10 protein-coding genes and 1 tRNA gene are annotated in these 13,770 nt (G+C 70.3%); 3 read left to right on the forward strand and 8 right to left on the reverse strand.

The window, feature by feature from the left end:
* Positions 1-149 precede the first annotated feature (149 nt).
* Positions 150-971, reverse strand: a complete 822-nt coding sequence (locus QHF85_RS27290; RefSeq protein WP_281330261.1) for an STAS domain-containing protein — start codon at positions 969-971, stop codon at positions 150-152.
* A 73-nt stretch (positions 972-1,044) separates the two neighbouring features.
* Entirely contained in the window at positions 1,045-4,230 is a 3,186-nt protein-coding gene (locus QHF85_RS27295; RefSeq protein WP_281330262.1) for a PAS domain S-box protein, read from the reverse strand.
* Positions 4,231-4,516: 286 nt separating this feature from the next.
* Here QHF85_RS27295 and QHF85_RS27300 point away from each other — a divergent pair, with 286 nt between their 5' ends.
* Positions 4,517-5,056 (forward strand): nuclear transport factor 2 family protein, encoded by a 540-nt coding sequence (locus tag QHF85_RS27300; protein ID WP_281330263.1) that lies wholly within the window; start codon positions 4,517-4,519, stop codon positions 5,054-5,056.
* A gap of 335 nt (positions 5,057-5,391) precedes the next feature.
* Here the strand turns inward: QHF85_RS27300 and arfB are convergent, their stop codons facing one another.
* Positions 5,392-5,847, reverse strand: a complete 456-nt coding sequence (gene arfB / locus QHF85_RS27305; RefSeq protein WP_281330264.1) for an alternative ribosome rescue aminoacyl-tRNA hydrolase ArfB — start codon at positions 5,845-5,847, stop codon at positions 5,392-5,394.
* Between the two features lie 204 nt (positions 5,848-6,051).
* Between arfB and QHF85_RS27310 the strand changes: the two genes are divergently transcribed.
* Entirely contained in the window at positions 6,052-9,627 is a 3,576-nt protein-coding gene (locus QHF85_RS27310) for a hypothetical protein (RefSeq protein ID WP_281330265.1), read from the forward strand.
* A gap of 3 nt (positions 9,628-9,630) precedes the next feature.
* On the opposite strand, the gene QHF85_RS27315 is transcribed toward QHF85_RS27310, so the two are convergent.
* Both QHF85_RS27315 and QHF85_RS27320 read right to left on the reverse strand, forming a co-directional pair.
* Positions 9,631-10,431 carry a TIGR02594 family protein gene (locus QHF85_RS27315; RefSeq protein ID WP_281330266.1) on the reverse strand — a complete coding sequence of 267 codons (801 nt, stop codon included), beginning with the start codon at positions 10,429-10,431 and terminating at the stop codon, positions 9,631-9,633.
* 52 nt (positions 10,432-10,483) lie between these two features.
* Positions 10,484-10,972: a GAF domain-containing protein gene (locus QHF85_RS27320; protein ID WP_281330267.1), complete on the reverse strand. Its 489-nt coding sequence runs from the start codon at positions 10,970-10,972 to the stop codon at positions 10,484-10,486.
* Between the two features lie 155 nt (positions 10,973-11,127).
* Between QHF85_RS27320 and QHF85_RS27325 the strand changes: the two genes are divergently transcribed.
* Positions 11,128-11,610 carry a hypothetical protein gene (locus QHF85_RS27325; protein ID WP_281330268.1) on the forward strand — a complete coding sequence of 161 codons (483 nt, stop codon included), beginning with the start codon at positions 11,128-11,130 and terminating at the stop codon, positions 11,608-11,610.
* A 335-nt stretch (positions 11,611-11,945) separates the two neighbouring features.
* Here the strand turns inward: QHF85_RS27325 and QHF85_RS27330 are convergent.
* The 3 genes from QHF85_RS27330 to rpsU all read right to left on the reverse strand — a co-directional run bounded on the left by QHF85_RS27330 (position 11,946) and on the right by rpsU (position 13,518).
* A tRNA-Pro gene (locus QHF85_RS27330) sits at positions 11,946-12,020 on the reverse strand.
* Positions 12,021-12,137: 117 nt separating this feature from the next.
* On the reverse strand, positions 12,138-13,205 hold the full coding sequence (locus tag QHF85_RS27335; protein WP_281330269.1) for a glycosyltransferase: 1,068 nt from the start codon (positions 13,203-13,205) through the stop codon (positions 12,138-12,140).
* Between the two features lie 88 nt (positions 13,206-13,293).
* Entirely contained in the window at positions 13,294-13,518 is a 225-nt protein-coding gene (gene rpsU, locus QHF85_RS27340) for a 30S ribosomal protein S21 (protein ID WP_136928365.1), read from the reverse strand.
* Positions 13,519-13,770 lie beyond the last annotated feature (252 nt).

Consider the following 13,770-nt stretch of genomic DNA (forward strand, 5'->3'; position numbering starts at 1 on the left):
GCCTCGGAGGGACACCAACGAGCGGCCCCCTCCCGGCTGCCGCTTGCGCAACCACGCAAGAGCGAGCTTGCGTGATCACGCAGGTCGAAGTTGCGTGATCACGCATGTCGCGAGCAGGGGCGAGCCCGATCGCCAAACGGTTCGATGGGCTAGCGCTTGCGTGCAATCGCGAGGCCGAGCTGGTCGAGCGCATCACGCAGCCCGCTCGAAAGGTCCGCGCGGGACCGGAGCCCTCCGAGGTCGACCCCGGCCTCGACCATCGCGCGCGCCATGTGTGGCCGCACGCCCACGAGGATCGGCGTCGCCCCCAGCAATTCGACGCCCCGCGCCGCGCCCATCAAATGCTCGGCCGTCTCCGCGATGGCCGTGGGCAAACCCGTCACGTCGAGCAAGACGACCCGGGCTTGGTTCTCCACGACGGCCTGGAGCAAGAGCGGCGTGAGGTGCGCCGCGCGCGTGGCGTCGATCGCCCCGACGAGCGGCAAGACGAGGATCCCCGGGTAGAGCGGGAGCACCCGCGCCGAGAGCTGCACGATCTCCTCGGCCTGCGCGCGCACGAGCCTCTCGCGCGCCGCGAGATACGCGTCCGCGAGGGCCGCCGCGCTCATGTAACTCACGCGCGCGCGGACCCGCTCCCAGTGGAGGCGCGCCTCGAGGTCTTCGGCGAAGAAGGTCGCGAAATCCTCGGTCACGACCTCGAAGCCGATGAGCATGGCCCGGAGGACGTCCGTGATGGTGACGCCGAGCCCCGAGCGTTGCTCCCCGAGCTTCCGCAAGAGCGCCGGGAACGTCTGCGCTTCGCTCGCCGCGAGGTCGTGGCCCATCGCCTCGAACGCCCGCTTGAGCGTCCCGTGCCGCTCCGCCAGCGTCATGTCCCGATAAAAAGGGATGTTCGCCGCGGTCACGCGCGTGCACGACTCCGTGACGTTGTCCTCGAGTCGCTCCCAGAAGGCATCGATCACGCGCTGCATGCACCTGCTCCGTCCGCGCATGTTGCACGAGGGGGGGCGGAGAAGGGAAGGTCGCGTTCGGAGTCTCGTTACGTCAGGCGGAGACGTCGACCGCGGCCGCCATCGTGTCGATGAGGGAGAGCAGCCGGTCGTGGTCGACCGGCTTCGTGAGGTGGTGGTCGAAGCCGGCCCGTCGCGCCCGCCTTCGATCCTCCTCCTGCCCGTACCCCGTGAGCGCGATGAGGAGCGCCGCACGCGTCTCGCGCTGCGCGCGCAGGCGGCGCGCGACCTCGTAGCCGTCGATCCCCGGCAGGCCAATGTCGAGCAGGACGACCTCCGGCAGGAACGCCGCGGCGATCTCGAGCGTGCTCGGCCCGTCGTGCGCGACGCGGGTCTCGTGCCCGAGGTAGCCGAGCATGAGGGCCAGGCTCTCCGCGGCGTCGACGTTGTCGTCGACGACGAGGACGCGGCGGTGCGCGCTCCGCGGCGAAAGCTCGCGCTCCGCGCTCATCGGCGCGGCGCGCTCTTCTGCCCTCGCGGCGTGGCATATCGGCAGGCGCAAGGTGAATTCGGCGCCCTGGCCCATGCCGCCGCTGCGCGCCGAGACCTTGCCGCCGTGCATTTCCACGAGCGTGCGCACCAGCGTGAGGCCGATGCCGAGGCCGCCCTGCGCGCGGTCGATGGCGCGGCTCGCTTGCGTGAAGAGGTCGAAGACATGGGGCAAGACGTCGGGCGCGATGCCGATTCCATTGTCCTCCACCCGGATCTCGACCTCGTCGTCCCGGACCTCGGCCGCGAGCCGGATGAGGCCCCGGCTCTCGGTGTATTTCGCCGCGTTGTTGAGGAGGTTCGAGAGGACCTGCGAGAGCCGGCCGAGATCCCCTTCGAGCACGATGGGGCCCCCGGGCAGCTTGAGGGAGAGCGTATGCCCGGCCGCGTCGATGAGCGGGCGGCTCGTCTCGACCGCGCGGCTCACGATCGCACCAAGCTCGATGCGCTCCTTGCGGAGGCTCAGCTTTCCCTGCGTGATTCGACCGACGTCGAGCAGGTCGTCGACCATCCGCGCGAGCTGCTCGGATTGGCGGTCGATCATGTCGTGCAGCCGCTCGACGCGCGCGCTCTCCGAGCGCGTGCAGCGGAGCACGGAGACCGCATTGCGAATCGTCGCGAGGGGATTTCGGAGCTCGTGCGAGAGCATGGCCAGAAACTCGTCTTTGCGGCGGTCCGCGGCCCGGAGCGCCTCCTCCGTCCGCTGCCTTTCGCTGTGCAGCGCCGCCTCGGCCCTCTTGAACGCCGTGATGTCGACGAAGGCCCCGATGGAGCCGCGCACCTCGCCGTTCGGGCCGCGCAGCGGGACGGCGCTGCCGAAGATGGTGATGCGGTCCCCGTCGTCGAAGACGATTTCCTCCTCCCAATCGCGCGCCGGTTCTCCACGCGCGGCTCGCTGGATGGGCAGATCCTCGGGGCGGACCTCCTGGCCGTCCCGGAAGATCCGCAGGTGCGGGACGGTGTCGCCCTCCGCCCCCGTCTTCGAGATGTTCGTCTGCCCGAGCGGGACGCGCATCATCTCGTACGCGGTGCGGCTGCCGGTGATGAGGTGGCATTGCGGATCATGCGCGATCCAGATCGCGGCGGGCGTCGCGTCCATCATCGCCTCCATCTCGTGGGCTCGTGCCCGCGCCCGCTCCTCGCTCGCGCGGAGGCCGTCTTCGAGCCGCTTGCGCTCGCTGATGTCCACCACCGAGCCGACATACCCGCGAAAATCGCCCCGCGGGCCGAACCGCGGGGTCGCCGAGTCGAGCACCCAGCGGTATTCGCCGTCCTTCCGCCGCAAGCGGTATTCGAACCGGATGGTTTCGCAGAGGCGCGAGGCCGCGAGGAACTGGGCCGCTATCTCGTCGCGGTCACTCGGGTGGAGCGCCTCGAGCCAGCCGCGACCGAGGGCGCGCTCCGGGGGTTGGCCGGTGAAATCATACCAGCGCTGGCTGAGAAAGCTCTTGGCGCCGTCCGCCTCGGTGACCCAGATGATCACGGGGGCGGTGTCCGCCATGTTGCGGAAGCGCAATTCGCTCTCGCGCAGCGCCTCCTCGAATCGTTTTCGATCCGTGATGTCCGTCGCCACGCCGCAGACGGCGTAAGGTTTGCCGTGGCGATCCCGCAGCGGAAACTTGAGCGAGAGGAAGGTGTGGACCTTGCCGTCGATGACCATCTCCTCCTCGCGCTCGATCACGCGCTCGGAGCGGATCACGTCGAGGTCGTTCTGGCGGAAGGCGTCGGCAATGGCGGGAGCGACGAGCTCGTGGTCGGTCTTTCCGAGGATTCGATCGAGGGGCAGCCCGAAGTTCGCCTGCGTGCGCGGGTTCGCGAGGAGGAAACGGCCGTTCGCGTCCTTGACGAAGATGGACGCCGCGGAGTTGTCGATCAGCGATTGGAGCATCTCCTTGGTTTGGCGGACCTCCTGCTCGCTGCGCACGCGAGGGGTGATGTCGCGCCACGTGGCCAGAAACCCGTCGCCCATGCGGACCACGCGCAGGTCGTAGACGCGCTCGAGGCGCCCTTCGGGGTCGTCGTTCTCGTCCTCGTAATGGAAGGCCTCCTTGAAGAGGGGCTCGCCCGTCTCGACGACCCGGGCATAGTGCGCGATGCCACGCGCGGCGCGCGGGGCGGGGTAGAGCTCGCGCAGCGTCCTGCCAATCTGCGCCTCGCGCGACATCCGGCCGAGCTCGCACGCGGCGGCGTTGACGTAATCGGTGCGAAAATCGACGATGGCGCCGGACGCGTCACGCACGGCCGAATAAATGCCGACCGCGTCGAGGGAGCTCTCGACCGCCGTCTCGAACCGCTCTTCGCTGGCGCGGAGCCGAGCTTCCTGGGTTTTCTCCGGCGTGACGTCGAGCGATACGCCGATCATGCGCGGCCGTCCAGGGTCGTCCCGGAGGACACGTCCCCGCGATCGAATCCACCGGATGGCGCCGTCGGATCGCCGAATGCGATATTCGGAGACGAACTCGTCGCCCTCCACGAAGGCCGCCGCGAAGCGCGCCTGCGTGGGCGCAAGATCCTCGGGATGGACGGCCTTGCGCCAGATCTCGCCCGACACCAAGCCCCCGTCCGCGGCTGGGAGCTGCCCGAACATGCGGTACACTTCGTCGGACCAGTAGCCCTCCTGCGCCCCCAGGTCCCAGGACCAATGTCCCGCGCCCGACGCACGAAGCGCAAGGTCGAGGAGCGCCCCGCCCTCGTCATGCGATCGGCAAGACGATCCCAACCCCGTCCCCATCCCGTCCTCCCGTGGTTGCCACGGCGCCGTCAGCGACTCGACTGTGTGCGCTTACATTACGTGACATATCGACGCGATGTCAACAAGCCACTGCAATAGGTCTTCCCTCCTGAAAGCATAGGTTTCTTCGACGGGTCGGGCTTCTCCTGAATTGACGACGCCGGTTCTCCCGATCGCCTCTTTCCGGTTCCTCTCGGGCTGAAAGCGTCGAATTTTCGTCCAAGCGGCCCCGGCCGGCGGCCCGCTGCGTGCATCGGCTCGCCGCGATTCGCAGGAGGCGACGCGCATGAAAAAGGTTCGCTCTTCTCTCCTCGCCGGACTCTCCCTGGCCGCCGCGCTATCGATTCCAGCGCTCGTCACGGCGCCCATGGGCTGCAAGAAGGCCAAAACCTCCGAGCCGGAGCAAAGCGCGCCCGAGAAGCCCACCACAGAGCTCATGCAGCGCACGTGGGACGCCTGGAGCACCCTCGATCCGCAGAAAACCGCCCAATTCTACGCGAAGGACGATGGCCTCGTTTTCTTCGATTTCACGCCCCTCGAGCACCGAGGCTGGACAGCCTACGAGAAGGGTGTGAAGGAACTTCTCGGGCAGTTCACCAGCCTGAAAGCCAAGGTCCGCGACGACGCCCGGATCGACGTTCAAGGAAACCACGCATTGGGCGCCACCGTCGTGCATTTCGACATCACGTTCCAAGACGGCATGACAGAGTCGTTCGACGCACGCTGGACCGTGGTATGGGCATGGCGCGACGGGCAATGGCTCATCGTGCACGAGCACGTCTCCGTGCCCATCCAGGACGGGTCGCAGGGAGCGGACGCGCCGTAGGACGACCCTCGGGAGGCCGCCGCGCCAGGGCTCCGCCCCGGACCCCGCGGGGGCTATCCGCCCCTCGACCCGGACCAGGGCCAGCCCTGGACCATTTGGGGAAGAACTGCGCGCCGCGCAGTTCTTCCCACAGGCCGGTGGGACCGCCTCGCTGGTTGAACCTTCAGCGCTGCTGTCTTGGTTGGCAGCGTCGCTCGTGGTCTTGCATCGGCCCGTTCGATGAACTGCGCATCGCGCAGTTCATCGACCACGAGTCCAGCGCTTGCGCTGGTCCAGGTCCAGGAGCGGATAGCTCCTGGTGGGGCCTGGGGCAAAGCCCCAGCGAAGCGCTTCGATCAATCCTCGCCGCGGCCGGCGCGTGACCGTTTGCGTTCCCCGGCGCGTTTCTTTTCGTCGAGGCGCCGCTCGACTGCGCCGCGGGTGGGGCGCGTGGGCTTGCGTGGTTTGGGCGCGACGAGGGCTGCTGCGACGAGCGCGCGGATCTTTTCGTGTGCGTCCGCCAGGTTCTTCAGTTGATCCCGCGTCCTCTGGCTCGTGATGCGCAGCTTGCCCTCGGCGTCGAGGCGCGTCCGCACCGCTGCGAGGAGCCGTGCCCGCGCGCCGTCGTCGAGGCCCACGATCGCGCCGAGATCGACCCGGACGTCGACCTTGGACTCGACCTTGTTGACGTTTTGACCGCCGGGGCCGGAGGAGCGCGCCGTCGTCACTGTGAGGGCGGACGGGGGGACGTGGACGCGGTCGTTTACCACGATGGCGCCTTCGGGGGTCGCTTGGCTCTCTCTCGGATCCACGGCTCGTCTCCTCTGCGTTTCCTGGCCGCGCGAGGTAAGCACCGGAGCGGCGGTTCGTCGAGATACCGATGCCCGGAGCATGCGTCATTGGCTGGAAGAACGCTCACCAAAGCGGGGCATCTATTGCCAGGCGATACCCCGGTCCGGTAGAGTCCGGGGCCCGTCGGATTCCCGGGCGCGGGGAGGGGACGGGACGAGGGCGGCGTGAGCGATCGGCAGGGGATCATCGTCGGGATCGCTTCGGCACGCGGAGGCGTCGGGCGCGCGATGGCCGTGGCCAATGTGGGCGCGCTGCTGGCGCAAAAAGGCAAGCGCGTCCTCATCGTGGATCTGGCGGTCGACGAGCCCGCGCTGGAGCGATATTTTCAGGGGCGAGGCGAGGGGCGCAGGGGTGCGGGCGTCGTCGATTTCTTCGAAGGCGTGCGCGCCGCGGTCTCGCCGCTCCTGTCCGGGCGCGGGCGGGAAGCTCCGCCCGAGGCCGTCGTGCGCGCGGGGATCATGCAGCTCGAAGGCGGCAGCGCGGGCATCCGCGTGGTGCCCCTGAAGCTCGGCGGAGCGCCGGCCGAGCTGTTTTACTGGCCCGCCGAGGGGTCGCGATCGGCGGTGACGCGAGCGCGGGTCATCGAGGAGTGTTCGTGGCTGCTCGCCCCGCTCGGGCGCGCATTGCGGGCCCGGTACGACGAGGTGCTCGTGAACGTGCCCTCGGGCCGGACCGAGGCGACTGCGCTGCTCGCCGCGCACCTCGTGGACAAACTCGTGCTGCTCGTGGATGACGCGTCGCTGGAGGAGGCGATCGATCTCGGCAGGTTCGCTCACGCGCGGCGCGCGCTCGTGGACGCGAGTCGGCCGCTCCCGCTGTTTCCGCTGCTCGTGCGCGTGGAGGAGGGCGAGGGCGGGCGCGCGTTCGTGCAAGAGGCCAAGGAGCAGCTCGAAGGGCTGATCTACGAGACGACGAACGTGATGGGGCGGGATCTCGGGCCCTACCTCGCGCTCGCGACGATCCCCTGGAACGAGCGCGCCGCGCGGGGCGCGATGATCGCGGCGGAGGTCGAGTCGGCCGCGGATCCGAAGAGCCTCGCCCACGCCTATCTGCGGTTCGTGCAATGCCTCCGGCGCCAGAGCCCGCTCGACGTGGGCGAGGCGGCGCGGCCGAGCTCGCGGGATCTCTGGGCCGCGATCGAGGCGCGGCGCGGGCGCGTCGGGCCGGATTCGTCGCCGCCGCCTTCGTCGAAGCTCGTCGTGGAGGACCGGGGCTCGTCGCCCTCGAGCGCGCGCACGCCGCAGAGCGTGCGGCTCATCGAGGGAGACCCGTTCGTCCGCGCGGCGGCGCTGCGGGCCGAGGGGAATCATCGCGCCGCGCGCAAGGCGTACCTGGAGATCGCGCGTGGCGAGATCCGCGACGAGGGGGGCGCGCGGGACGCGGCGCGGGCCCTCGTCGCGCTCGGGGATCTCGCGGTCGAGTCCGGCGAGCCGGGTGGCTCCGATTACGGCGAGGTGATCCGGCGCTTCTTCCCGCGGCGATTCGAGGATCGCGAGTTCCTCACGTGCGTGCTTCTGGCGTCGTACCGGCAAGGAAAGCTCCACGCGGGCCGCGAGGAGTGGGCCGACGCATGCAAGCACCTCGGGATGGCGCTCGAGCTCGCCGAGGAGATGCGCCTGACGGGCGAGCCGCCGTGGCTCGCGGCCGTGCTCGCCGACGCGGCGCACGCGGCCGGCGTCTGCTGCCAGGAGCTCGGCTGGGACGATACCGCGGCGAACCATTTTTCGATGGCCCGCGTCGCGTCCGCGAGCGCCGAGGGGCACGGCGCTCGCGCCGTGGAAGCGGCGTCGCTTTGCGGGGCGGTGTTCTCGCTCGGGCGCATGGGCGCGTATGATCGGGCGCTCGACGCGGCGATGGAGCTCGCGCGCCGGGCGGAGGCGTCCGCGGCGGCGCCGATGCCCGCGTTCGTTGCGCTCGGGGCTGCGAATGCGGCGGCGACGCTCTCGCTTGCGGGATACGGAGCGCAGGCCGTGGCGGCGCTCGCGGCGCTGCGGGAGCGGCTCGCGGGCGTGACGGAGACGCCGTTCTTCGAGGTCGCCGCGGCCGTCGCGTGCAATGAGGTGACGGCGCTCGACGCGCTCGGCCGGCACGAGGAGGCGGAGGCGCGGATGGCCGCGGTGCGCGCGCGCTTCGCGGGGACGCTTCACCTGCCGATTCTGGAGGCGCTCTGCGCGGCCGAGTGCTCGCACGCGATCTCGCGCGCCGAGCGCGGGCGGGCGCGGGAGTCGAGCGAGGCGCTCTTCGCCCTGCGGGAACGGCTCGGCCGGGTGTGGCTCCGGCTCGACGCGGGGCCGGGGCTGCTCGCGCTCCTTTCGGGCGTGTCGTATTCGCTCGCGCGCGTGCTCGAACTGGAAGGTCGCGCGGACGAGGCGCGCGCGGCGCTCGCGGAGGCGGCCTCGCGCGCGCGCTGGGACGATCCGCGGAGGCCGCGGATTCTGGGCCGCGCGGGGCTCGCGCTCCTGCGGGTCAACGCGATGCTGCAGGCGTTCGGCGTGCCTTCGGGCGAGGCCTCGTTCGAGGTGGCCCGGAGAAACCTGCGGGAGGCCGCGGAGCACGGCGGGTCGGATCCATTCCTGCTCGGCTGCACGGGGATCCTCGCATTGATCCGCGCGGACGAGGAGGAGGCGCGGGGCTTTCTGGAGAAGGCCCACGCGCGGGGCGGGTCGGCGGCGATCGCGCGGGCGTGGGACGCCGTGCGGGAGGCCATGAAGCCACACGAAGGGTGGGTCGTCCGGGAAATCGGGGCGCGCATGGAGTCGATGCCGGCGGAGATGCGCGACGCGCTCCATGCGCTCGATCCAACGGGTTTGGCATGGCTCTACGCCCTCGCGGGGGCCCCGGTGTCCCCGTGGAGAGAGGGCGCGCCGGCGTCCGCGATCGGGGCGGAAGGCGCGTCCGGCATTGCGCTCGGGCGGGCGAACACGCGGGCGATCCGGCCGCGCGCGGCCCCTGTTTGTCGACCTGATACATCTCTCTCCACGGAGCCGCCGGCGCCGTGGGTTTCGTGCCCGCTGCTCCTCCTGGAGCGGCAGGACGAGGGGGGCCCGACGAGGAAGGGCGGAGGGGCGGATCGGCTGCGGGACGAGGCGCTTTCGCTTTCGCCGAGGTTCGTGTGTCCTGGGCCGATCGCGGCGCTCGCGGGGGACCTCGTCGCCGAGCTTTCGGCGCTGTACAAGGGCACGCTGGCGCTCCGCGCGGCATTGCGCAAGACCCGCGAGCGCGCGGGGCGCGTGGAGGAGACGGCGGAGCTCGTGGACGCTTGGCGGGGCGAGGACGGCGGCGAGCCCATCGTGCGCATCTTCGCGGACGATCCGGCCGAGGAGATCCTGCTCGCGAACGGGAGCGAGGCCTCGCTCGTGCGTCGAGGCTACGTGATTGCGAGGTCGACGATCGACGACACGCCGTACGTCGCGCTCACCGCGCTCCTCGCGGAGGGCCTCGACGCGGCGTTCGAGGTCGTGGTCCGCGCAGACGCGGCGCGCGCGTGGATGGCGGTGATCGAGGCGGCCCCGCGAATGCCACGCCCCGGCTGCGTGCGGGCCCGGATCGAGGTCGATCGTGTCCTCGCGGCGCGTGGCGATCTCGCGGCCATCCGGCGCGTCGTGGTATGGGACGCGCAGGGCAGCGAGCACCGATTCATGGTGGAAGGGATCGCGCGGGTCGAGCTCTCGCCCCGCGATTGCCGCCCGCCCGCGCGCTCGCTCGACGAGACGCTCGGCGGGCCCGCGACGAAGCGGTGAGAATCAGGAAGACGGCCAGCGATAAGCCTTGAGTCGCCATTTCGTCTTGGCGAAGCTCGACTCTTTCACGGAGTTCGACTGGTTGCCGCCGAGGAGCACGTAATGGGTGCTCGTCTCGCGGACCAGGAAACCGACGTGATTGCCGGAGGTCGAGAGGGACGAGTTCGCGGCGCGGGCATTGTAAATGACGGCGATCGCGCCCTGGCGCGCGGTCGTGGGCGCGCCCCATTTCACCCAGCTCGCCGCGGCGGCCGAGTTCGTGCCCTTGATGCCGGCCTTCTTGAGGACCCAGTTCACGAACGAGGCGCACCACGCAATCTCGTCCGATTGCGCGCGGAGCGTGGTCGTCGCGTGGTACTCGACAATGCGCGGATTGGCCGCCCGCCCCGAGGTCTCGCGGACGCCCTCTTCCTTGCGCGCGATGGCCATCCATCCGGCCCCGCCCGCGCCGGGGTTTGCCGGGGCAGGTTCGGGCGCGGGCGTCGCGGGTTTCGGCGCGGCGGGGGCCGAGGGCGTGGGATCCGCGGCGCCCGCGGGCTGATACTGGAAGCTCGCGCCAATGGCCTTCGCGTCGGGATCGAGGACGGCGTCCCAGGTGCGTGGTCCGACGACGCCGTCATCCTTGAGGCCACGCTTGCGCTGGAAATGGCGCACGGCGGCATCGGTCCGAGGGCCGAACTGGCCGTCGGGGCTCATGGAATACGCCCAACGCTTGAGCTCGCGCTGCAGGAGGCGGGCCTCGTCGCGGAGATGCGGCGCCGCGTCGGGATATCCGCACGGCATTCGCAAGGTGGGGCGGAGCATGCAGCCGAGTGTAAGCGAGGCGGGGAGGGCTGCGAAGAGGGAAGATGCAGCCTCAGCGCGTGCGGGCGAACCAGCCGACGATCGCTTCGAGGCGGCGCCGGTCCTCGTCGTCGAAGGCCGCGGGGCGGTCGGAGTCGATGTCGAGCACGGCGAGGAGCGCGCCCGAGGCATCGAAGACCGGGACGACGATTTCGGAGCGGGAGCGGCCGTCGCAGGTGATGTGGCCGGGGAAGGCGTGGACATCGGGGACGACGACGCTGAGGCGCTCGCGCGCCGCGGCGCCGCAGACGCCTTTGCCGAAGGGAATTTCGAGGCAGCCGAGCGTGCCTTGATAAGGACCGACGCGGAGGAGGTCGGGGCCGACGACGCGGTAGAAGCCGGTCCAGAGATGGCCGAAGCCGTGATGCAAGAGCGCGCTCATCGTGGCCATCACCGCGATGGGATCTTCGAGGCCCGCGAGGACGGCTTCGAGCGTGCGGTCCAATTCGTCGTAGGCGCGGTCCTTGGGCAAGTCGCGGAGATCGGGGGTGGATTCGGCCATGGGACGCGGACGATACTACGACGCGCGCGGCGCGCCACGGCGAGCGTGAAAGAGTGGATCTTCCCACCGACGTCGTTTATACGCGAAATGGTAGCCGCCGATTCGTACCCGCACGGGCGCGGAGGGGGCCGGCGGGCTCGATGGAGGCGCTTGTCATGTCGAAGAAGGTTTCCGCGTTTCTTTCCGGGGCCGCGCGTATCGCGACGCTCGGTCTCCTCGCCGCGGCGTCCACGGGCTGCATCGTCGTGAAGGTTCCGCCGCCGAAGAAGGGCGACGCGTTCCAGCCTCCGCCCTCCGCCGCGCTGTCGATCAAGCGCGGAGATACGCACCGCTTCCGCATGGACTGCGGCGCCAAGGCGACGTTCCGTTCGGACATCGCGAACGCAGAGCGCCTGGTGATCGAGTTCAAAGGCGAGAACCTGAGCCCCGCCGATCAGCAGCCGACGGCGACGATGCGCCTGACCTGGAGCGGCGCGGGCGCGGCGCTCGACCTGCCGATCGGCATCGGCGACAAGGGCGACCGCAGCACGGGCGGCAGCATCACGGTGACGGGCGACCCCGGCCGTCACGAGGCGACGCTGTCGATGGACGACGCGCCCGACTGCGGACCGGTCAACTTCCGTATCGGCTTCAAGTGAGGGTACTGCCCCAGGCTGCTGCGCGTCGGTCGACGTTTGGGGGCTCCGCTCCGCAAGCGGAGCTGCGCCCCCAAGCCCCCGATCCGTCGGTCGGCCTCGCTCGACGTACGGAGTACGCCTCGCTCGGCCTTCCCAGGCTCGAACCGCTCGCGACGCCTGGGGCAGCCCCCTCATGAGCCTGCGCGGCCCGAATTGCCGCGCTTCCTCCAAACCCCCGGACAAGACGGATCTCGAAGGCTCGACGCGCCGAAGCGCGAAGGGCCTTCGTCAGCGTCCCGTTCGGCCGGACCACAAAAAACCGAAAGGTCCGGAGGACTTTCATCCTCCGGACCTTGTCGGGGCGAGTGGATTTGAACCACCGACCCCTTGACCCCCAGTCAAGTGCGCTAACCAGGCTGCGCTACGCCCCGAGCCGCTCTGCGTGGTGTTTGCCCCGCAGCGCGAGGCGGCACCCTAGTCGAATTGTCGAGGATTGCAAGAGCCTCGTTCGTCGCTTTTGTACGTCCTCACGAGCTCGGGAAGGTGCCCTACGAACGCGCAGCCACGGCGGCCCGAAGCGCGGCCGAAAGGGCCTGGACGTCGGGCGCGGCGACGACGAGTCGAGGGTCGCGCCGCGCCCACACGCCGACGTCCCCCGCCGCGCACGCGACGACGGGCACGCCAAGGGCGCGCGCCTCGCGAACGACGGTGGGCGCAGCCTCCTCCGCCGAAGCATGCAGGAGAACGTCCGCCGCCGCGATCCACGCGAGCGCCTCGTCCCGCGGCACGAGGCCGACGAACCACGCATGCGCGGCGCGGCCACGCGCGAGAGCTTCGAGCTCGGCGCGCAGCGGGCCGTCTCCCACGACGACGATCGACATCGAGGCAGAGGTCGCAGCCTCGATCGCGAGGTCGACGCGCTTCGAAGGGACGAGGCGGCCCGCGGCGACGACGAGTTTGTCCGCGGACGTGGGAAGATCGAGCGAGGCGCGGAGCGCATGGGCGCGTGAGGTGACGTCGGGGAGGTCGAGCAGGACGGGCTCGACGCGGCTCTTGCGTTCGAGGCGCGCGGCGAGCGGCGCGGGGAGCGCGCGGGAGAGGGCGTCGAGGGAGGCGGCCGCGGCGAAGCGGAAGGAGGCGTCGCGATCGAGGAGGGCACGAACGAGGAAGAGGCGCGCTGCAGTTGGCATGGCGCAGAGCAGGCGCACGTCGGCGCCGTGACCAACGACCTCGAGCGGCGCGGGAAAACCGAGGAGCACCGGGATCGCCGAGGGCACGATCCAGTGCGCGATCGCGCGATCGACAGCGCCGATCGCGCTCGCACGCGCACGCGCCGCGACGGCAAACGGTAGCGCGTGCAGCAGGCGCGCGGGATCACGCCGCGCGCGCGCGATCGCGCCCGGCCAGCCGAAGAGCGCGCCGCCGCCCGCGGGATGCACGTGGAGCGAGGGCGCCGCGGGATCACGCGTGGGTGCGTCGAAAGGTGATCCTCCCGGCGCGACGACGTGCACCTCGTGCCCTTGCCGCGCGAGCGCACGCGCTTCGGCGCGGACGAAGTGGCCGGAAGGGTCGGCCTCGTTCGTCGGGTAGGAGGTGGTGAGAATGAGATGTTTCAAGGTCGAACAAAACGACGAAACGCCGGACTCCGCGGAGCGGCCGGCGTCATCGTCGACATCCTCGGGGGCGCGCGGACGCGCCGCCGGGCTATTGCATCACGTCCATCTTGGACCGCTTGCGGCGGCGCCGGGCAGCCTCGGACGCCTTCTTGCGGCGCTTGACCGAGGGCTTCATGTAGTGCCGGCGCCTCTTGAGCTCACGAAGGATGCCCTCGGCGGCCATCTTCCGCTTGAGGTGCTTGATCGCGCGCTCGATTCCCTTGTCGCCCACGGCGACCTCGAGCGGTTTGCACTGAATGGCGTCGGTAGGCATCTCTGAACGCGTCCTCTCGTTTCCGTCGTGCGGGGCCCTGTTCCCCCGGGCCGCGCGGGGCCTTGTCGTCCTTCGTTTTCCTCGCGGTGCGCAGGTACACGTGTACGCGGACCCGGTTTGCGAGGGGGCGACAGTATGTCAGGGGGATTTTTGTCTGGCAAGGCCGTCCATGCGTGTTCGAGTCCCCGATGGATCGTGCGCCAGGCGAAACCCGTGAGATTCTCCACGATTTCTCGGGCCCGGCCGCCCGGC

Source organism: Polyangium sp. 6x1 (assembly GCF_029946515.1).
Lineage (GTDB): Bacteria > Myxococcota_A > Polyangia > Polyangiales > Polyangiaceae > Polyangium.

Coding starts and splice junctions, on each gene's coding strand:
- QHF85_RS27300 (WP_281330263.1), top strand. CDS start 4,517: ATGAAAAAGGTTCGCTCTTCTCTCCTCGCCGGACTCTCCCTGGCCGCC.
- QHF85_RS27290 (WP_281330261.1), bottom strand. CDS start 971: ATGCAGCGCGTGATCGATGCCTTCTGGGAGCGACTCGAGGACAACGTC.
- QHF85_RS27295 (WP_281330262.1), bottom strand. CDS start 4,230: ATGGGGACGGGGTTGGGATCGTCTTGCCGATCGCATGACGAGGGCGGG.
- rpsU (WP_136928365.1), bottom strand. CDS start 13,518: ATGCCTACCGACGCCATTCAGTGCAAACCGCTCGAGGTCGCCGTGGGC.
- QHF85_RS27320 (WP_281330267.1), bottom strand. CDS start 10,972: ATGGCCGAATCCACCCCCGATCTCCGCGACTTGCCCAAGGACCGCGCC.
- QHF85_RS27315 (WP_281330266.1), bottom strand. CDS start 10,431: ATGCTCCGCCCCACCTTGCGAATGCCGTGCGGATATCCCGACGCGGCG.
- QHF85_RS27325 (WP_281330268.1), top strand. CDS start 11,128: ATGTCGAAGAAGGTTTCCGCGTTTCTTTCCGGGGCCGCGCGTATCGCG.